The organism is Leuconostoc sp. C5 (assembly GCF_056530425.1).
Map to the genome: position 1 here is coordinate 735,074 of NZ_CP134351.1, position 20,727 is coordinate 755,800.

Genomic DNA, 20,727 nt, shown 5'->3' on the forward strand with positions numbered 1-20,727 from the left:
CGCAAATGCTGCTATTTTGGTAAAATAGACTCATATGAAAATTACACAATTACCTCAAGAATTTATAGATGCACAACCAATATTAACAAAGTTAGAAGATGCTGGATTTGAAGCTTATTTTGTTGGTGGTTCGGTACGTGATACTATGCTTGGAAAAACGATTCATGATGTTGATATTGCAAGTAGCGCTTTTCCAGAAGAAGTGAAATCATTGTTCCATAATACTGTGGATACGGGCATTCAACACGGGACAGTGATGGTTTTGGACCATGGGACAGGATATGAAATTACGACTTTTCGTGTCGAGTCAACTTACACAGATTTTAGGCGACCTGATCATGTCACTTTTGTACGTAGCCTCGAAGAGGATCTTAAAAGACGTGATTTCACAATTAATGCTTTGGCAATGCGGCACGACGGTGAGGTATTAGATCTCTTTGATGGTCTAGAGGACATGAAAAAAGGCGTTATTCGAGCCGTTGGTGATGCCGAAAAACGCTTCACAGAAGATGCCCTGAGAATGATGCGTGCCCTGAGATTTAGCGCCCAACTTGGTTTTAACATTGAAGCTGATACTCAAAAAGCATTGGTAGATTTGGCACCGAACTTGGCTAAAATCGCGGTTGAACGAGTTCGAGTTGAATTTGAAAAATTATTGTTAGGTAGTCAAGCATCGCAGAGTTTAGAACTGGCCCTGCGCGATCAGGTCATGAATTATTTACCAGGTCCGCACATTGAAGATTGGTCAAGTATTATAGATGATTTAAATAAAGACCAGGCTACAAATTACACCGTGGCTTGGGCACATATATTATCAAGAACGCAATTTGATGACAAGAAACGTCGTCAATTTATGTACGATTGGAAAATGAGTCGTAACGTGATGAAAACGGTCAACGCAATTGTTCCTATTGTGCATAATCCAAAGAAATCAACTGTATTTGATATATACCAAGTTTTAGCTTATCAGGAAGAATTGCTTGAAGTTTTGTCACTAACTGGTAGTCAGCCCGAGACAATTCAGAGAATAAGTCATATAATAGAGATGTTACCGATTACAAAAGCTGCTGATCTTAACATTAGTGGCGGTGAATTGATCCGTTCTGGTATTTTAACACCTGGGCCTTTATTGGGGCGTGTGCTTAAAAAAATTGAGTACGCAGTCGTTGTTGGTGATATTTTAAATGATCACGACGCACTTGAAAAGTTTGCAAAGGAGTACGTAAATGACCAAAATTAAAATGGTATGGGCTGAAGATCGTCAACATGCAATTGGAAAAGATGGTGGTATACCTTGGCATATGCCTGATGATCTCAAACTGTTTAGAGATGAAACAGTCAATACCCTAATGATTATGGGGCGCCCAACGTGGCTTAGCATTGGGCGGCCATTGCCTAAACGAACAACTGTAGTTATGACTAGGCAAGAAGACTGGACACCAAGTTATCCAGAAGTAAAAGTTATTCATTCCATTGAAGAAGCCAAAAATTTGATAGCTAAGGAAGAGCGAGATATTACGATTGCTGGTGGCGCAGCAGTTTACCGTGAATTTATGCCCTATGCAACAGATTTAGTTATAACGCGAGTTGACGGTGTGATTGATGGCGATACTTTTGTTGATGAGGTGGATTTAACACAATTTCAACTAAAGTCCAGTGAACCACATGCGAAAGATGATAATCATGATTACGCATTCGTTGTCGAACGCTACGAACGCATATAAGGAAAGAATATGTCAAATATTAAAATCGTTACAGATTCAGCTGTAGCATTAACTCCAGAAGAAATTACCAAATACGATATCAAAATTGTGCCGCTATCAGTACAAATCGATGGTACAGTCTATGAAGATGGTGTCACTATTCAGCGCGATGAATTTCTTGAAAAGATGATTGAAAGTAAGAGTCTTCCTCAAACATCGCAGCCATCAATCGGCACATTTCAAGCTGTTTATGATGATATTCATCAGAAATTTCCAGATTCCGAAATTTTAAGTCTCCATTTATCATCAGGGCTATCAGGAACTGTCCGCGCTGCTGAACAAGCAGCCGCATTGACAAGTGCTAAGATTACAACATTTGACACATTAGCGGCTGACCGTGCGCAAGCATTTGTTGTCTTACAAGCGGCAAAAATGGCGTCCCAAGGGGCTACGATGGCTGAAATATTACCAGCGGTTGAAAAAGCTCGTGATGAGTCGCATATTTTTTTGAGTTTTACTTCTTTGACAAATATGGTTGCCGGTGGTCGCTTGAGTAAAACACAAGGAATTATCGGTAATTTGCTAAACATTAAGGTCGGTGCTGGTGTAACAAAAAATGATGGCACGGTTGAAGTACTGCTCAAAGGCCGAGGCATGAAAACTATTGCTAAATTCAACAATAATGTTATTGCTAAGATGCAAGAGTATAAGGAAGTATTGTCAATAGGTATCTCTCACGCAGGAATTCCAGAGGAAGCAGCTCAAATTGCAGCACGCTTAAAAGCAATTTGGCCTGATATTGAAATTCCAGTTTTAAATACAACACCAATTATTTCTACTCATACAGGCGTAGGCGCATTAGCAATTTTGTACCGAGCACGCTAAAATAAAAACCCCAGAATTTTATTTCTGGGGTTTTATTGTTGCATTAAAATTGGTACACTTAAAAAGCATTTATCAAAATCGGCAATCGTGCCGGACTGGTTCGGAAAATCCCAGAATAAAAAACCAAGTGTGATTGTATTGTATCAATAAAATCACATATGACAGAAAGGAAAGATAAAATGCAAAAAGTTATAATTGACACGGATCCAGGAATTGATGATAGTTTAGCACTTTTGGTCGCATTAAAATCACCAGAGCTTGATGTTATCGCCATTACTGTTGTCGAGGGAAATGTCCCTACAAAAATCGGTGTTCAGAATACTCTCAAAGTGCTTGAAGAGGTAGGAAGGACTGATGTTCCTGTCTTTGAAGGGGCACATGAACCCTTGCAACATGAGTACATCAGTGCACAGGATACCCACGGATTGGATGGGTTAGGACAAAGTAATATTGCTGTCCCAATGATAGAGGCCAGCACAATAAGTGCCCATTCAGCATACAATCAGTTACTCACCAATCATAATGATGTTTGGGTACTGGCTTTGGGACCGTTGACAAATATTGCGCTAGCCATGCAAGAAAATCCCAAGGTTTGGCAAAATATGTCGCGCCTAATCATTATGGGTGGATCCTATCTTTCGAATGGGAATACCTCACCAGTTGCTGAATACAACTTCTGGGTAGATCCGAATGCAGCTGATTATGTTTTGAAAAATAGTCCTATTGTAGCTGAAATTGTCCCATTAGATGTTACTCGAAAAATGTTACTGACACCAAATATCTTGTCATTAATGCAGCGATTGAATCCTGAGCAATCAATATTTATCACAAAAATCATTAAGTTTTATTTTGATTTTCATTGGCAACAAGAACACGTGATGGGGGCGGTTATTAATGATCCACTTGTGATTATTCATGCATTATATCCTGAGTATACTCGTGGCATTAGTAAATATGTCACTGTAGTAACAGAAGGTGTAGCCCTCGGACAAAGCATAGTTGATATAGCTGATTTTTGGAAAAAAGAAGCGAACGCAGTGATTTTAACAGAGGTGGATTCTTTGCATGTTATGGCGGAAATCATAGCTCGCCTATTGGGAATTTCGTCAGCAACCATATTGACTGAATTAACCAATATTGCCACAGATCTTGAGGTATTATCATGAAAAGGCTATCTACTCAGCGTATCACGTTAATTGCCTTATTTATTGTGATTAATATTGTTGGTGGTCACATTGCTTTACTTGCCAAGTTACCAGTTTACTTAGACACGATTGGTACGCTTTTAGGCGCATCTTTTTTTGGTCCAGTTGGTGGCGTAGTCGTTGGTATTTTGACAGCATTAATAAACGGTACAACAGGTGACCTTTTTTCAATTTACTACATGCCTAGCCAAATTGTTACCGCTCTTGTGGCAGGATTAATTTACAGAAAAGTCAGCGCTACGGATGTTAAAAATATTTGGTGGTCAGCTTTGATCATATCCGTACCGGCGACAATTGTGAGTTCAGTAATTACCGTCATTCTTTTTCACGGCATTACTTCTTCTGGGTCAAGCACGATTGTACAGGTGCTTCACGGTCTTGGGGTCAACCAAACACTTTCTGTTTTTCTAGTACAGATTGGAACGGATTATCTCGATCGCCTGATTGGCGTGTATGTTGTAGCCGTAGTATATAGTGTTATCGTATCACGCGTTCATTTAATTTAAATATCACTTTATAAAATAAAAAAATAAAGAGCGAGGAATACTTGTTCTTTGTACATAATGGTCATTTACGCTATAATGGTTACCAGTTAAGTTTCAGGAGAATTGCACATGCGAAAGTTTGCCATCAGTTTAATAACCATCTTATTGATTGGCATTGGGGCATTTTATGGCATCAAAACTTGGGAAAATCAAAAAAATGATTTAAATCAACCTCAAAAATCGGTGCAAAAAGTATCACATATTAATTTAGTTGCCCTTGGGGACTCATTAACAGAGGGTGTTGGAGACGAAAAAAATATGAAGGGGTATTCTGGGCGCATTGCTAAACAAATTCGTGCACAATACAACGTTAGTGTCACTGTTAGTAATTTTGGTAAAGCAGGGGATCGATCTGACCAAATCAAAAAAAGATTGGATACGCAACAAAAATTTCAAAAACGATTACAAAAAGCTAATGTGATTGTAATGACCTCCGGTGGTAATGATTTGCAACAATTGCTTTTGGAAAATGTTTTGGCAACGTCTCCAAAGACGTTGTCAGCTGCCGTTAAAGCAGGGCAACAATCTTATCAACAAAAGTTATCTGTTTTGATAAGGGATATTCGCTCTTATAATTCTGATGCACCAATATTTATATTTGGAAATTATAATCCTTTATATGTTCATTTTGCCGATCGATCTGATTTTAATGACGACGTTAAGCTATTTAATAACATTAATGCTCAAGCTGCCAAAGAAGCTGGCAATGCATATTTTGTCAGTATTTTCAATTTAACGTATGGTCAATTTAAAACAACAACGCAACGAGAAGGGCTCATTAAGGAATCAGCTAACTCAAATAGCAGTTCAAATTCGAATGCTGCCATGACAGCCGTATTGACGGGTCAAAAGAATGTTAACAACGCATGGATTAGTACGGAAGACAATTACCACCCTAATAATAAGGGCTATAATTACATGACAACACAGTTATTTAACAAAATGAAAAAGGAAACAAAGCAATGGCTGATCAAACAATAGCTAGATCAAATAAAATAGTCAAAAAGAAAAAGCCAATTTGGTTCTGGCTTTTTTGGGGTCTAATATCTATATTATTGGTAGGTGGAATCTGGCTTTTCAATGAAGCTAGCGGGCCAGTAAAAATTAAGGACAATGTATCCAAGATCAGTAAATCGGACGCGACGTTTGATGTATCCTTAAATAAAAAACAAATCAATGCCTTAGTTGCTCATTATCTTAATGATACAGATAACAGTGGCTATACTTTTAAAATTGGGGATGACGTGATGATGTATGGTAGCGCCAAACTTTTGGGCCAAAAATTTAATTTTGGCATGGCGCTAGATGCCAAATTAACGCCTAATGGGAACATCGTTATGCAGGCGAAATCTTTAGCAATTGGTAACCTATCGTTGCCAATTAAAACTGTGATGAGTTACGTTAGATCAAGTTACGATGCGCCTGAATACGTCACAATCGTACCGAAGAAGAAGCAAATATTCATTGATATGAGTAAGTTACCCACAACGCAAGGCATTAAATTTAAAGCAAAGGTCATTAATATAAAAGCAGATCAGTTTGTTTTCCAAGGAGGTCTTGCTAATGAGAAAAAGTGATCGTTCATTTTACAATTGGTTAATGACGAATCGTAATTCTATGGCAGCCAGTGAAGTGCAACAATTTGCAAACAATGCCTTTTTAGATTCGTCATTTCCAAAACAAAGTAGTGATTTTGATGAATTGTCAAAGTACTTAGAAGAGAATACAACCTATTTAATGAGTATGACAACATTTGACGAAGCGTGGTCACTATACAACGCTGAGCGTTAATGTTAGAAAGGACATATGTTTAATGGCACAAATAATTCAATGGTTCCCAGGCCATATGGCCAAAGCCTTCCGTTTGATGCGGGAAAATTTAAAACTAGTCGACGTTGTTTTTGAGCTGGTTGATTCCCGTATTCCCGAAAGCTCACGTAATCCGGAAGTGGATAAGTTAATCGGCAATAAACCCCGTTTGTTAATTATGACTAAAGCTGATTTGGCAGATCCTGATCAAACACGGGCATGGAAAAAACATTTTGAAGCACAAGGATACACAGTACTTGTGCTCGACACGCGTGACCCAAGAACTCCGCAATTAGTGACTAAAGCAGCCCGACGAGCAGTTGAAGCAAAAAAAGCAGCACAACTAGCAAAAGGTATCCAAGATCAGCCTATTCGTGCCATGATTTCTGGGGTGCCAAATGTCGGTAAGTCAACATTATTGAATCACTTGGTAATGAAAAATGTTGCGCCAACGGCGGATCGACCAGGTGTAACGAAGAAAATTGCTTGGCTAAAAACACCAACAAAATTAGAATTACTGGATTCTCCTGGGGTGCTCTGGCCAAAGTTTGAAGATCAAAACATTGGCATGAAATTAGCATTAACAGGAGCGGTGAAAGATACAATCTTTGCCAAAGATGATGCTGCGCTATTTTTGATCAACTTTTTTCGAGAATATCGACCAGAGGCCATTATTGAGCGATATCATTTGAACGACAATATTTTTGATCAAGAAAATGTAGATGTTTTATTATCCATCACAAGCAAATTAGGATTCAAAGACGATTATGACAAGGCCAGTGAACGAATACTAAATGATCTTAGAAAAAATAAACTAGGGGCGTTTACACTTGATTTAATTGAGACGAAAAATGACTGACACAATTGCAAATATTAAATTACAACTCAAAAACACATCTCCTAATGACGAGCAGTTGCTAATTTGGCAACAAGATAAGCGTGTTGGTGTACAAAATGCATTGAAGGCTTGGCAAAAAAAGCAAGTGATGTTGCGGGAAAAACGCGAGCATTTTTTATCTCGTTTTGATATTGAGCGTCAGTACTGGATGCAAGGCTACGACTTAATTGCTGGCGTGGATGAAGTTGGTCGGGGGCCTTTAGCTGGCCCAGTTGTTGCGGCAGCTGTTATTTTACCGCATGATTTTGATGTTTTAGATGTCATAGATTCTAAGCAACTGTCTGCAAAAAAAAGAGACGAGTTGTACGACAAAATTATAGAAAAAGCAATTTCTATAGGTGTTGGCAGGGTCGAAGCCTCAATTATTGATGAAATTAATATTTATGAAGCAGCACGTGTTGCGATGACCGAAGCAGTCAACCAGTTGGCTCCCATACCTGAAGCTTTATTAATAGATGCTATGCGGTTAGATTTAGATTTGCCGCAAGAATTTTTAATTAAAGGAGATGCACGAAGTAATTCTATAGGTGCAGCCAGTATTATTGCAAAGGTCACACGTGATCGCCTAATGGCTTCTTATGGTTTAAAATATCCTGGTTATGGTTTCGAAAAAAACGCTGGATACGGTACAAAAGAACATCTTGAGGGTATAAAAAAAATCGGCATTACACCGATTCATCGTAAAACATTTGCACCCATTAAAGATATATTATGATGCACTGTAATATGACTAAGAGACTGATTGCCATCATCCAGTCTCTTTTTTTGATTACAATTGTGTTAAAGTGTGTCCGCTCAGCATTTTCGGTAAATCCATGTGAGGCCATAGCTTCTGCTAAACGAGTTGACCACCGGAGTGAGACCAAAATAGCTTTGAAAAATAATTGTGGTGAGTAAAATGTTAAAGATTCACCACGCATTAAAGCTGCCGTTCGGATAGTCTGGACTTCTTGTTTAACACGGGGCACAAAGGATAATGCACCGCGAAGACCGTAGACAAAAGTGGTTGGCACACGAAATTTTTGTTCGAGTGTGTCTAGAAGCAAGATCATGTCAGTTGTAAACGAAAAAGCCGCTCCTAGGAATATGTAGGCAACAATTCGAGTCATCATGATAATTGCCATTTCATGGGAACCAAAAGTTGTAAATGATGTCCATGCACCTAAGACAGGCAAGATAGGCATGGCAATTAATAGCAAATAACGTTTCCAAGACAGTTTTGAAAAAACAAGATAAATACCAGCAATAATCGCTACAACAACATTGACTTGATAATTAAGGACAAAAGTTAGTTCGATGCTAACGATAAGTATAAGTAGAAATTTAACACTTGGATTCATAAAAAATGCTCCATATATTGTAAAGTTCGATTAGATAGATGCAAATGATAATCAATGATTGGGCGTAGCTGATCTAGTTGGTGGCTAATAATAATAAAATGTTGCCGTCCATTATCTGCGATTTCTCGTAAAATTTCGCCTACAACCCGAACGGAATCTGTGTCCAGACCAGCAATAGGTTCGTCTAACAATAATATTGGTGTGCCAACAATTAACATCACCAAGAGTTGAACTTTTTTCTTTTGCCCGCCAGAGAGCTGATAAACGACATGATCTTGTAGCCCATCCAAATTTAAGCGCTCTAAGTAACGAGTAATGACGTTTTCGGACCATTTTTCTGGTTGTTGCGCATGTTGCATGCTCAACGCGATTTCCTCACGAATCGTCATTCGTAAAAACTGCCGTTCTGCATTTTGAAAGATCAATGCTACTTGTTTTGCATATTTAGCAGCATTAAATTTTTTGATATTTTGATCTATATACAAAATGTCACCCTGGTAGGATTTTAGTCGAGTTAGCGCATTGAAAAGGGATGACTTGCCTGTGCCATTTGCTCCAGTAAAGAGCGTAATTCCACCGGGAGACAAAGGTAAATCAGAAATACTAATTAATTGACGTTGCCCCACTAAAAGTTCAAAATTTTTTAATTGCAAAACACCTTCTTTAGGTAATTGCAGGTGGACATTTTGTTCCGGTAAAATACGATTCTGAAAGTTACTAACAGTTGCTACTTTTTTGTGGTGTATTTCCCACACATGATCAACAAGTGGCTCGTACCCATGTAAATCATGATCAGTGATTAATATAGTGGTTTGTCCCTGTATTTGTAAATCTTTCAATTTAGCTAATAGGTCTTGGCGAGATTGGCTATCAATATTTGCAAAAGGTTCGTCTAATAATAAGAAATCACTTTGCATTGCAACAATGATAGCCAATGCAACTTTTTGTTTTTCACCACCTGATAAGGTGTCAATGTCTTGATGAGTTAAGTCTGAAATACCAACAAATTCTAGAGCGTGCGTTGCACGTTGCTTGATATCAGAAGGATGAACTTGCAAGTTTTCTAAAGTGAAAATCAATTCATCCAGTGGCGTTTTCATAACAAATTGGGTGTCTGGATCTTGAAATAAAAAACCGACGACTCTGGCTTTCTCGTTAGCCGGTAATGTGGTAACTGCTTGATCATTAACAAGTACTTCACCTTTTAGTTGCGGATATAATCCTGCAAATATTCGGAGAAGGGTTGATTTTCCAGAGCCAGAGGGACCAATTAGCAGGTTAAAACTATTGTGAGATAGTGACATGGTGGTATCATCAAGTATTTTTGTATTGCCATATGACAAACTGATATGTTTTAAATGAGTAACCATAATAATTCCCTATGTACGCGGAAATTCCGCTTATTTATATTTATCTGTTTTCTTTGCAATGGTTAAAACATCAGAATCTGTAGCCATGTTTATTTTGCTGTATACCATAACAGGGATGTCACTAATTTCTGCTGCAACCTTGGGCAAATTTTTTAAAATATCCATTAGTTGATCGTAATCACCTTCGAGAGTTGATTCGAAAGCACCTACCTGATAGTTGACACCACTCTTGTCAATATAAGCAATCATATGATCAACTATGCGAATGACTTCTTCTGTGTCAGCTGTCATCGGCAATACTTGGACCGCAATACTTGATATCATGAGACCACCTCGTTTTTATTGACCTCTAGAATACCTGATTTAGCAACTAATTTTTGTGTGAAGTAAACGATAACTCCTGCAAAAATAGCTGCTGAAATGAGGCGAGTAATAAATAATCCAATCAACAAACCAAATGAGTAGTCAGCATAACCATTACGGAACAGGTCCCAAATAAACGTCACAATGGTAACTGTGATGACAGACATTGACAAACTCGTTTTGTCCCAACGACGGTAGCCAAATACAGCAAATCCAAGTTCGGTACCAAACCCTTGGATTAATGCAGAAACAACGTTCATGACACCCCATTGAGAGCCAAACACCATTTCAATTGTGCCGCCAAGTGTTTCACCTATAATTGATGCGCCAGGACGACGTAAGATGAACCCAGCCATCGGACCAGCCATTAGCCAAGGACCCAATGTTGCATCATTAGCATATGCGCTTAATCCAAATGGTGTTAAAAAGGCAGCGATGACATTATAACCAAATGCCCAAGCCCAAAATATAAATCCAAAAAAAACACCGATTAGTGCGATGAAGATAACATCGCGAAGTGACCATTTGTTTGCAGACATTTGCAAAACCTCCTAAAATTTCCGATATTAACCAATAGGTGCATGAGCTATACAACTGTTTACATGACTTATTGGTTAATAATTGATGTAACCGAAATCACCGCAAAATCGGGTGTAATTAGAAAAAGCCAGACTTCACAAGGAAGACTGGCTTGAAAAATTGTGGTCATGATCTCAATGCAGAAACGTTACTTAACAAACTTGTGTTATTTCATCATCATATATTATAGTGATAACGTTACAAAACATAGTACCGTCAAGATATGTCAGTTCATTAATACATTTTCAAGTAAATCTCCCTACGCTAGTATTAACTAGATCAGGTGTGATGGGTTTTATCTCAGCGCGACGGCACCCCAGATTTTGGTGTTTTCAGTTATTTGTGAAAAGCTCACGCCTAGAGTGTAACACAAGACAAATTATCGTGCAAACTATTCGTATGCAATAGAATTTAATCCCAAAATTATGTTATATTTTCTAACATTCTAATGTTTTTAATTATGAAATTTGAGTATGATATAACTTGTGGTCTTTATTAATTAAAAGTACATGATATCAGCGAGATATTGACTTATTTGTTATACTAAAATGAGTAAAAAAAACAACTCTAAGGATAGAAAATGGACAGTATTCATCTTTCACCACGGCTTGCAGCTGTGGCTTCATTTGTACCCAAAGGCGCAAGGTTAGCCGATATTGGCTCTGATCACGCCTATTTACCTGCTAATCTATTAATCAATAACAAAATATCGTTTGCGATTGCTGGTGAGGTTGCTAAAGGACCTTACGAAAATGCGCAGCACGAAATTGTTCGAAGAGCGTTAACCACACAACTTGAGGCGAGATTGGCGAATGGATTAGCGGCAATTAAAGATGAGGATCATATTGACACGGTCACAATCGCTGGTATGGGTGGTGTCTTAATTACAGATATATTAGAAGCGGGATTTTCAAGAGCAAAACGTTTTGAAACGCTTATACTACAACCTAATACTGATGAGCACATTGTGCGAACATGGCTAAACAATCATCAGTATAAAATTAACGACGAGGTTATTGAACAAGAGGATAACCACTTTTATGAAATTATGATTGCAACAAAGGGCACCCAAAGTTTATCAAGCCTCGATAAAAAATTTGGTCCTGTCTTGCGAAAGAGAAAAACGTCAGTTTTTGTTGCTAAATGGCAGAAAGAATTGGATCGTATCGACACAATTTTTGAAAATCTTGAATTTGCTGGAAAAGCTGATTCACCCATTTATCAAGATTGGAAAAAAAAATATCAGCAAATTCAGGAGGTTATCAAGTGATTGCACAAGAGTTAATTGACAAGATTGAACTTTTTGCGCCGAAACAATTAGCTGAGGAGGGTGACCCCACGGGACTGCAAATTGGTGATCCTAAGCAGCCTGTACATCGAGTAATGACAGCCCTTGATGTTCGTCCAGAAGTGGTTCAAGAAGCAATTGATAATCAGGTCAATTTTATATGGGCACACCATGAGGTCATGTTCTTCCCGGCGAAAAATCTAGACTTATCACAGCCTCAAAATCGAATGTATGCAGATTTGATTCAACACCATATCGTTGTTTATGCTTCACATACTAATATGGACAGTGCACAAGGTGGCATGAATGATTGGTTGGCCGAAGCACTTGGTATTCAAGATGTAGTGCCTTTAGTACCAAATGTAGATAAGAAAACTGGTCTTGGCAGGATCGGACAATTAGAGCAACCAATTTCTGTACAAGAATACGCTGTGAAAATTCGTGATTTGTTTCATGTTCAAGCAGTGCGTGTTATTGCTAAAGATGTGACAAAGCCAATTCAAAAGATCGCTGTGCTAGGTGGAGATGGTGGCCGTTGGTGGCGGGTTGCGCAACAAGCAGGAGCTGATGCCTACGTCACAGCCGATGTCTACTATCACGTTGGGCATGACATCTTGGCTTCAAATTTTATTGTGATTGATCCTGATCATCATATGGAAGCTATTGCTAACGAAAAAATGGTTGATAAGGTCAAAGAATGGTTTGGTGACACTGTTGATGTAGTTGCTACAAAAATTAATACAGATCCATACAAATATATTTAGTTAACGGTTAAAACAGTGAGCAAATGCTCAAAAAGGAGTAATATATGACAAAGTATCCTGAATTGACAGAACGTTTTTTGAAGTATGTAAAGGTAGATACACAATCTGATGAGAACTCAGAAACAGTTCCGTCATCACCTAAAGAGGTCGCTTTTTTGGCAGATTTAGCTGAGGAGTTAAAAGCTATTGGTTTTGAAAATGTACGCACCATGAAGGATGGTTATGTATTTGCGGAATTATCAAGCAATATTGATGACAGTGCTGTACCCACAATTGGCTTTATTGCACACGTTGATACTGCAGATTTTAATGGGGCGAACATTAACCCACAAATTATTGAAAATTACGACGGCCAATCGTCAATTAAGTTGGGAAATAGTGGTTATGAATTGACAACTAAGGAATTTCCTAGCTTAAAAAAATATGCGGGACATACGCTAATTACAACTGATGGTACAACACTATTAGGTGCTGATGATAAAGCTGGAGATGCTGAAATCATTACGGCAGCTCAGTATTTAATTGCACATCCAGAGATCAAGCATGGTAATTTGCGATTTGCTTTTGGACCAGATGAAGAGATTGGTATTGGTGCCGATCATTTTGATGTTGAAGCATTTGGTGCTGACTTCGCTTATACAATGGATGGCGGACCGTTAGGCGAGCTTGAATGGGAGACATTTAATGCTGCGAGCGCCGTTATCACAATTCAGGGACGAAATGTTCATCCAGGAACTGCAAAAGATACAATGGTTAATGCCATTCAACTAGCATTTGATTTCCATGAACAACTTCCTGTCCATGATCGCCCAGAAAATACTGAAGGAACAGAAGGATTTTGGCATCTTCTAGCAGTTGACGGTAATCCTGAAGAAGCAACCCTGCGATATATTGTTCGTGATCATGATCGAAATATATTTGAAGAACGTAAGCAAAGATTATTAGATATTGCCGATGCCTTTAATCAGAAATTAGGGGAAAGGCGTATTAAAGTTGTATTGAAAGATCAATACTATAATATGGGTGAAATCTTGAAAGATGATATGCGTTCAGTTAATTTGGCTGAAAAAGCGATGAATAACTTAGAGATTAAACCAATTATTGAGCCTGTCCGTGGCGGTACCGATGGTTCAAAAATAACTTTCCTAGGGCTACCAACACCAAATATTTTTGCCGGTGGCGAAAATATGCATGGCCGTTTTGAATATGTTTCTACAACTGTCATGGAACAGGCAACAGACGTCATTTTAGAAATTGTAAAACTTGCACAAGAAAAATAACTTTTAGATAAACAAAAAAGAGCTCAACTGAGCTCTTTTTTGATCTTGTGATTTATTCTTCAGACGCAACTTCTTTTGGTGCAGCTGATCCTGAAATTGCTGGAATTGCAACTAGCGCAACTTCACCAACAATGACAGCAATGACAGCAACAGTAACAAAATCATAAGTACTAGAATTCAATTGGGATACAATATAACCCAAAATCTCACCAAATATTGCCGACCAAATTGCTACCATAATGTATTTCATGATTTTTACCTCTTTACTGTCATTATAATACACCTTTTTTCACAAATGGCAAGTTTTTAAGGGAATTTAAACAAGAAAATAGAAAATGTCTAATCTGTGATTTTACGGAACCCTAATATTTGTTAAAATTAACGACTTTTCTGTGATTTTTCTGTATAATTAAAGAAAACGGATGTTCGTATAAGGAGTTGAAATGTACGCACCGCTTCAAATTTTAAGCAGTTATAGCTTATTAAAAAATCCAAATACAATTGAACAAATTGTCCAAACAGCAAAGACTCGTGGTTATGAAGCCATTGCACTGGCTGATGTTAATGTAATGTACGGGGCGATAGACTGGTTTCGACAAACAAAAAAGCATGGGATTAAACCTTTATTTGGCTTGACATTAATGGTCAACGGACTTGTGAATACTGCTACGCTATTTCCAGTCGTACTATTAGCTGAGAATCAAGTAGGCTACCAAAATCTAATGTGGCTATCATCAGCCAAGATGACTAGTCAAGGAGATTTTCAGTGGGAAACAATGGTTAAACACTTAGACGGTATAAACATTGTTTTTCCAACTGACAGTGAGCTCGTTCAGCTCATCTCTTCAGGGTATGAGGAAGTTAATAATTATTGGCAACAACTCGTCACCCTTGTTGACGAGCACCATTCTTTTATTGGTATTAATTCCCAAATGGCACCGCAGATACAAGAGAGGTTAGCACAATTTAGCGAACGTACTGGTGGTCATATGATTGCTTTAGATGATATTGATTATCTTAACTCAGATGATGCTTTCACCACTCAAGTCTTAAAAGCAATTGATGCAAATGTTAAATTGGACGATATTAAAATTTTGGCTCAACAACAAGGCTCACATATTTTAAGAGATTTAGCTGTCGTTCAGCAAGAATACCAAGGTACAGAAATACTAAAGACAGCCTATATTAATAACGAATTATTGGTATCAAAAAGCAATGTCAGCATTGAATTTAAAGATACAGCTTTACCACCCTTTGAAACACCATCTGGCGTGACCAACGCACAGTTTTTAGAAACGATTGCTGTCAGTGGATTAAAAAAACGATTGCAAGGACATAATGTGAGTTTGAACTTGTACGAAGAAAGATTGCAGCACGAATTAAAAACCATTGAAGTGTTAGGATTTAGCGATTACTTCCTGATTGTTTGGGACATTGTTAACTTCGCACATAAAAATCACATTCAAACTGGACCAGGACGTGGCTCTGTCGCTGGATCTTTGGTTGCGTACAGTTTACAAATTACCGATGTAGATCCCTTGCAATTCAACTTGCTATTTGAACGTTTTCTAAATGATGAGCGAGTGCAAATGCCTGATATTGATATTGATTGGCCACCAAGCAAACGTGAAGAACTATTCACCTACCTTCATCAAAAGTACGGGAAAAGAAATTTTGGTCAAATTATTACATTTGGTACTTTAGCTTCTAAACAAGCTCTACGCGATGTTGGTAGGGTGTTTGGATTACCAACCCCGACATTGAGCAAGTTGAGTGCTAGTATACCTGAAGGAAAAAATGGACGTAAGGTGTCCATTGATGATGCGCTTAAAGCACCACAATTACAGAATGCCCTTCGTGATATTGATAATGGTAGATTATTATTACAAACGGCGTTGAAAATTGAAGGCTTACCAAAAAATTACTCTACACATGCGGCAGGAATTGTACTTAGTGCGAATCCTTTGGTACAAACATTGCCTGTGCAATCTGGTACGGAGGGACGCTTATTAACACAATTTGAAAAAGATCCGGTTGAACAATTAGGGTTACTTAAAATTGATATTCTAGGACTACAAAATTTAGCCATTTTAAGCCAGGCACTCTATTATGCTCAAAAAGAGCTACCAGAAAGGTTTGATATTACCAAAATTGCTTTAGATGATGCCAAAACCTTAGCATTATTTGCTAAAGGCGACACAAATGGGGTTTTCCAATTTGAATCTGCAGGCATTAAAAATGTGTTGCGAAAGCTGAAGCCAGCCACCTTTGAACATATTGTGGCTGTTAACGCGCTTTATCGTCCTGGTCCTGCACAAAATATTGATAAGTTTATCGCTCGACGCCATGGTAAAGAAGCAGTGACGATCCCAGACCCTAGTTTGAAATCTATTTTGGCGCCCACTTTTGGTATTATTGTATATCAAGAGCAAGTTATGCTAGTTGCGGAATCATATGCTGGATTCACGCTAGGTGAGGCGGATGTTTTACGAAGTGCCATGTCGAAGAAAAAAGTCGACAAAATGCAGAAATTGCATGAACAATTTATTAAAGGCGCTTTAAAAAATGGGCATGATCAAGAACAAGCAGAACTTATTTTTTCTTATATTGATGAATTCGCTAATTATGGTTTTAATCGTTCTCACGCAGTTGCTTATAGTAAATTGGCTTTTGAGCTAGCCTATCTAAAGGCACATTATCCAGTTGCTTTTTTTACAGCTCTATTAAATGCAAATCTGGGTGAACAGAAAAAAGTGCAACAATATGTTTCTGAAGCCAAAATACGCGGAATTGTAGTATTAGCGCCAGATGTCAACAAGTCATATAAGTTTTGGACATCTATCGAAAACCAATTACAAATGGGTTTGAATAATATCCGTGGTGTTCGTACAGACTTTGTGACTGGTGTATTGGAAGAGCGACAGAATAATGGTTCATTTCAAACAATCCAGTCCTTTGTAAGACGTTTGCCAGATAAAATGCGTAAACGAGAAGTGTTAGAGCAGTTAGTATATGCTGGTGCACTTGATTCGTTTGGCTATAATCGACGCGAACTAATCGAAAATATAGCGAGTTTGATTGAAGGTGCAAGCTTTGGTAACTTAATTTTGGAAGAAACGAAAATTAAGAAGTATGATGATTTTGCTTTGTCTGATCGTCTGAAAAAAGAAAAAGAAGTCATTGGCGTAAATTTATCAGGTCATCCTTTAGATACATATGTTGATTTCATTTTGGAAAATGGTTTTAGTCAAATAGGAAATGTCGTACAGCCCAGTCAGGTTGAAAAAATAATCGCAATTGTCGACAGTATTCGCCAGATCCGCACTAAAAAAGGGGATGACATGGCTTTCGTGAAAGTCTCTGATACCACTGGAGAAATTAGTGTAACTATATTCCCACAACTATTTAAAAAAATAAGCAATTTTCTAAAGCCCGGAACGATATTGAGTATTGCTGGTAAATCAGAGCGTGATATGCGGAATGAAATCGCTATTGTGGCTAATCATATTAATTTAGCGCCAGAACCCCAGCGCGTTCAACCTATTCAAGGGACCTGGTTTCTTCAGCTTGACGAAAAGCATGACACACCGGAAAGACGTGAGGAAATCAGCCAAATCATGAAAAAACATCATGGCCATAATCCAGTGGTGATTCACTGGCAAAAAGATGGTAAAAATCAAAAACTTGATCAAGAATTTTGGATGACTAGTGAAACCGTTATCATGCGCGAATTAGCAGCTTTACTAGGCAGTGAGAATATTATTTTTAAACAAACTTACTAATAATATGACTTGTACAAATGGGTCATAATGTATAAAATAGAGATTGGGTAGAGTTGCACAAGCAACAACCAAGATAACTAAGGAGCTATTTAACCATGAAAAAGACGAAAATCGTCTCAACACTTGGTCCGTCATCATCTGATGTCGAAACAATCGTAAAGTTAATCCAAGCGGGCGCCAACGTATTCCGTTTTAACTTTTCACACGGTGATCACGAAGAACATTTGGGTCGTATGAATGCTGTTCACGAAGCCGAAAAGATTACTGGTAAGACAGTTGGTATTTTGTTGGACACTAAGGGTGCTGAAATCCGTACAACAAAGCAAGCTGACGGCAAGATCGAATTCCATACAGGTGACACATTGCGTATTGCAATGGATGAAAACCTTGAAGGAACGAAAGAAAAAATCGCCGTTACATACGCTGGTTTGTTCGATGATGTTAAAGAAGGTGGACAAGTCTTGTTTGATGATGGGTTGCTTGGTACAACTGTTATCGAAAAAGATTCAGCCACTCGCGAATTAGTTGTTCGCGTTGATAATGATGGTATTTTGGGATCACGTAAGGGTGTTAACGCACCTGGTGTTTCAATTAACTTGCCAGGTATTACTGAAAAAGATGCTGATGACATCCGTTTTGGTTTGGATCACGAAATCAACTATATTGCTGCTTCATTCGTTCGTAAGCCTGAAGATGTGCTTGAAATTCGTGGACTATTGAAGGAAAAGAACATGGAACATGTTCAAATTATTCCTAAGATTGAATCACAAGAAGGTATTGACAACCTTGATGCAATTTTGGAAGTTTCAGATGCCTTGATGGTACCACGTGGTGACATGGGTGTTGAAATTCCTGCTGAAAACGTGCCTTTGGTTCAAAAAGACATGATTCGCAAGATGAACAAGGCAGGTTTACCTGTTATTACTGCTACACAAATGCTTGACTCAATGGAAGAAAACCCACGTCCTACGCGTGCCGAAGCTTCCGATGTTGCCAACGCTGTGTTTGATGGTACTGATGCAACAATGTTATCAGGTGAATCAGCTAACGGAGACTATCCAGTTGAATCTGTTGCCACAATGGCTGCTATCGACGAAAAAGCTGAAACTTCATTGCGCGAAAACGGTCGTCATGAGGATATTTTCTTCGATGAGACTGATTCAACGGAAGCTGTTGCAGCATCTGTTGCTCGTATCGCACGCAATGTGAACGCTAAGGCTGTTGTTGTATCAACTAACTCTGGTTACACTGCACGTATGGTTTCAAAGCACCGTCCTGATGTTAACATTTTGGCCGTTACTTATTCAGAACGCGTACAACGTGGTTTGACATTGAACTATGGTGTTGTTCCAGTAGTTTATGATGCACCAAAGACTATTGACGAAATGGTTGACTTAGCTAAGAAGGCCGTAAAAGACCAAGGATTGGCTAATTCAGGTGATACTATTGTTATTGCAGCAGGTGTACCAATGTCACAATCAGGTACAACAAACATGTTGACTGTTCAAACAGTATAATAATTCTAGTTTATACTTGTAAAAAAGACTATAATGATTTGATTATTCAAATCACTATAGTCTTTTTTAATTTAATGTAAGAAAAGCTACCACAGTTTAATACTAAAATTTAGCGAACTGCTAATATTAAATTAATAATAAAAAAACAAGTAGGAGTGATTTAATGAACAGTGGTGATTTAGCATGGGTTTTAGTTTCAGCTGCATTAGTCTGGGTAATGACACCTGGATTAGCCTTGTTCTACGGTGGCTTAGGTGAGCGTAGAAACTTGTTACACACGATGTTTATTCCAGTTATGATTATTGGAATTGCTTCGTTAGTATGGTTTGTTGTTGGATATACGTTATCATTTGGTGGTAGTGGAAATGTGATTGGTAATTTTAAACATTTGTTCTTAACGAATGTTTCATTCACGCATTCTACTAAAGATTTAACAATTCCTGACGGTGCATTTGCCCTGTTCCAAGGTATGTTTCCGATAATAACAGCCGCAATTATTACTGGATCCGTCATTGGTCGAGTTAGAATTAAAGCATTGCTCGTATTTATTGCACTTTGGTTGATTTTCATTTACTCACCGTTAGCGCACATGGTTTGGGGCGGTGGCTTCTTGGCTCAGTTAGGCGCAATTGATTTTGCTGGTGGAACTGTTGTTCATATTTCTAGTGGTGTAACTGGATTGGTGCTGGCTTTGATGATTGGACATCGTCATATTGACAAGCACATACCTGTACGACCTTCTTATGTTTTGATTGGTGGCGCTTTGTTATGGGTTGGATGGTTTGGTTTCAACTCTGGATCAGCTCTTGCAGCAAATGGCACAGCTGTTCTAGCATTAGTTAACACATGGTTAGCATCAGCGGCAGCTGTATTGACTTGGGGTCTTGTTGAATATAAGTATCATGGACGTGCTACATTATCCGGTATTACTAGTGGTGGTGTTGCTGGTCTAGTTGCTATTACGCCTGCTGCTGGTTTTGTAGCACCATGGGCAGCTGTAGTGATGGGACTCTTAGCTGGTTTTATAGGCTTTGCTGGTATCACATTTGTTAAAAATAGTTTTGGATATGATGATACATTAGATGCTTTTGGTATTCATGGTATTGGCGGCGCCGTGGGTGCAATATTGACAGGTGTATTTGCTGATAAAAGTGTTGGCGGTGTCGCTGGCTTAATCAACGGGAATATGTCATTGGTTGGTAAGCAGTTAGTCGCAATTTTATTTACTATCGCATTTGCTGCGATTGGCACATATGTTTTAGCTAAAATAACAGAACTCATTGCTGCACCACTGCGTTTGACAGCTGATGAAGAAGCTGAAGGTTATGACGCAATTATGCATGATTTGACTGTGGAATAAAGGACAATGGTCCTTTTTATTTTGCCTGATATTTAGTGC

The 20,727-nt window shown here is 38.3% G+C and carries 21 protein-coding genes and 1 riboswitch; of the genes, 16 read left to right on the plus strand and 5 right to left on the minus strand.

Features of this window, described 5'->3' with window-relative positions; genetic code table 11:
* Positions 1-34 precede the first annotated feature (34 nt).
* From RHP56_RS03735 to RHP56_RS03780, 10 genes are all read left to right on the plus strand, one after another.
* Complete coding sequence (locus RHP56_RS03735; protein ID WP_011679543.1) at positions 35-1,240, plus strand: CCA tRNA nucleotidyltransferase; 1,206 nt, start codon at positions 35-37, stop codon at positions 1,238-1,240.
* A complete protein-coding gene (locus tag RHP56_RS03740) occupies positions 1,227-1,724 on the plus strand; it encodes a dihydrofolate reductase (RefSeq protein WP_011679544.1) in 498 nt (165 codons plus the stop codon). The genes RHP56_RS03735 and RHP56_RS03740 overlap by 14 nt, the downstream gene beginning before the upstream one ends.
* Positions 1,725-1,733: 9 nt before the next feature.
* Positions 1,734-2,588, plus strand: a complete 855-nt coding sequence (locus RHP56_RS03745; protein WP_004164228.1) for a DegV family protein — start codon at positions 1,734-1,736, stop codon at positions 2,586-2,588.
* A 179-nt stretch (positions 2,589-2,767) separates the two neighbouring features.
* A complete protein-coding gene (locus tag RHP56_RS03750; protein WP_102753314.1) occupies positions 2,768-3,754 on the plus strand; it encodes a nucleoside hydrolase in 987 nt (328 codons plus the stop codon).
* Positions 3,751-4,299 (plus strand): ECF transporter S component, encoded by a 549-nt coding sequence (locus RHP56_RS03755; RefSeq protein ID WP_102753313.1) that lies wholly within the window; start codon positions 3,751-3,753, stop codon positions 4,297-4,299. The genes RHP56_RS03750 and RHP56_RS03755 overlap by 4 nt, the downstream gene beginning before the upstream one ends.
* Before the next feature lie 108 nt (positions 4,300-4,407).
* Positions 4,408-5,319, plus strand: coding sequence for an SGNH/GDSL hydrolase family protein (locus RHP56_RS03760; protein WP_102753312.1), 912 nt, complete (start codon positions 4,408-4,410; stop codon positions 5,317-5,319).
* The gene (locus tag RHP56_RS03765) at positions 5,301-5,915 is read left to right on the plus strand and encodes a YpmS family protein (protein ID WP_011679548.1); all 615 of its coding nucleotides are present in this window, start codon (positions 5,301-5,303) and stop codon (positions 5,913-5,915) included. The genes RHP56_RS03760 and RHP56_RS03765 overlap by 19 nt, the downstream gene beginning before the upstream one ends.
* On the plus strand, positions 5,902-6,129 hold the full coding sequence (locus RHP56_RS03770; protein ID WP_050884292.1) for a YozE family protein: 228 nt from the start codon (positions 5,902-5,904) through the stop codon (positions 6,127-6,129). The genes RHP56_RS03765 and RHP56_RS03770 overlap by 14 nt, the downstream gene beginning before the upstream one ends.
* A gap of 22 nt (positions 6,130-6,151) precedes the next feature.
* Positions 6,152-7,006: a ribosome biogenesis GTPase YlqF gene (gene ylqF, locus RHP56_RS03775; protein WP_011679549.1), complete on the plus strand. Its 855-nt coding sequence runs from the start codon at positions 6,152-6,154 to the stop codon at positions 7,004-7,006.
* Positions 6,999-7,760, plus strand: coding sequence for a ribonuclease HII (locus RHP56_RS03780; protein WP_011679550.1), 762 nt, complete (start codon positions 6,999-7,001; stop codon positions 7,758-7,760). The genes ylqF and RHP56_RS03780 overlap by 8 nt, the downstream gene beginning before the upstream one ends.
* Here RHP56_RS03780 and RHP56_RS03785 read toward each other — a convergent pair.
* The 4 genes from RHP56_RS03785 to RHP56_RS03800 are packed head-to-tail and all read right to left on the minus strand — an operon-like array spanning position 7,744 to position 10,657.
* Entirely contained in the window at positions 7,744-8,385 is a 642-nt protein-coding gene (locus tag RHP56_RS03785; RefSeq protein ID WP_011679551.1) for an energy-coupling factor transporter transmembrane component T family protein, read from the minus strand. The two genes, RHP56_RS03780 and RHP56_RS03785, sit on opposite strands and share 17 nt — an antisense overlap.
* Entirely contained in the window at positions 8,382-9,755 is a 1,374-nt protein-coding gene (locus tag RHP56_RS03790) for an ATP-binding cassette domain-containing protein (protein WP_102753311.1), read from the minus strand. Before RHP56_RS03790 ends, RHP56_RS03785 begins: the two co-directional genes overlap by 4 nt.
* 30 nt (positions 9,756-9,785) lie before the next feature.
* On the minus strand, positions 9,786-10,079 hold the full coding sequence (locus RHP56_RS03795; protein ID WP_102753310.1) for a thiamine-binding protein: 294 nt from the start codon (positions 10,077-10,079) through the stop codon (positions 9,786-9,788).
* Positions 10,076-10,657, minus strand: coding sequence for an ECF transporter S component (locus RHP56_RS03800; RefSeq protein WP_004164215.1), 582 nt, complete (start codon positions 10,655-10,657; stop codon positions 10,076-10,078). Before RHP56_RS03800 ends, RHP56_RS03795 begins: the two co-directional genes overlap by 4 nt.
* A 279-nt stretch (positions 10,658-10,936) precedes the next feature.
* Positions 10,937-11,026: riboswitch (TPP riboswitch) on the minus strand.
* Positions 11,027-11,277: 251 nt separating this feature from the next.
* Between RHP56_RS03800 and RHP56_RS03805 the strand changes: the two genes are divergently transcribed.
* Genes RHP56_RS03805 through pepT form a run of 3 tightly spaced genes read left to right on the plus strand, consistent with a single transcriptional unit; the run spans position 11,278 to position 14,029 of the window.
* Complete coding sequence (locus RHP56_RS03805; RefSeq protein WP_011679553.1) at positions 11,278-11,967, plus strand: tRNA (adenine(22)-N(1))-methyltransferase; 690 nt, start codon at positions 11,278-11,280, stop codon at positions 11,965-11,967.
* On the plus strand, positions 11,964-12,749 hold the full coding sequence (locus RHP56_RS03810; protein ID WP_011679554.1) for a Nif3-like dinuclear metal center hexameric protein: 786 nt from the start codon (positions 11,964-11,966) through the stop codon (positions 12,747-12,749). The genes RHP56_RS03805 and RHP56_RS03810 overlap by 4 nt, the downstream gene beginning before the upstream one ends.
* A gap of 44 nt (positions 12,750-12,793) precedes the next feature.
* Positions 12,794-14,029: a peptidase T gene (gene pepT / locus RHP56_RS03815; RefSeq protein ID WP_102753309.1), complete on the plus strand. Its 1,236-nt coding sequence runs from the start codon at positions 12,794-12,796 to the stop codon at positions 14,027-14,029.
* Positions 14,030-14,081: 52 nt separating this feature from the next.
* On the opposite strand, the gene RHP56_RS03820 is transcribed toward pepT, so the two are convergent.
* Positions 14,082-14,279 carry a YjzD family protein gene (locus RHP56_RS03820; RefSeq protein ID WP_102753308.1) on the minus strand — a complete coding sequence of 66 codons (198 nt, stop codon included), beginning with the start codon at positions 14,277-14,279 and terminating at the stop codon, positions 14,082-14,084.
* 193 nt (positions 14,280-14,472) lie between these two features.
* Between RHP56_RS03820 and RHP56_RS03825 the strand changes: the two genes are divergently transcribed.
* From RHP56_RS03825 to RHP56_RS03835, 3 genes are all read left to right on the plus strand, one after another.
* Positions 14,473-17,811 carry a DNA polymerase III subunit alpha gene (locus RHP56_RS03825; RefSeq protein ID WP_258984536.1) on the plus strand — a complete coding sequence of 1,113 codons (3,339 nt, stop codon included), beginning with the start codon at positions 14,473-14,475 and terminating at the stop codon, positions 17,809-17,811.
* A gap of 95 nt (positions 17,812-17,906) precedes the next feature.
* The gene (pyk, locus tag RHP56_RS03830) at positions 17,907-19,328 is read left to right on the plus strand and encodes a pyruvate kinase (RefSeq protein ID WP_011679557.1); all 1,422 of its coding nucleotides are present in this window, start codon (positions 17,907-17,909) and stop codon (positions 19,326-19,328) included.
* A 163-nt stretch (positions 19,329-19,491) separates the two neighbouring features.
* Complete coding sequence (locus tag RHP56_RS03835) at positions 19,492-20,688, plus strand: ammonium transporter (protein ID WP_102753306.1); 1,197 nt, start codon at positions 19,492-19,494, stop codon at positions 20,686-20,688.
* Positions 20,689-20,727 lie beyond the last annotated feature (39 nt).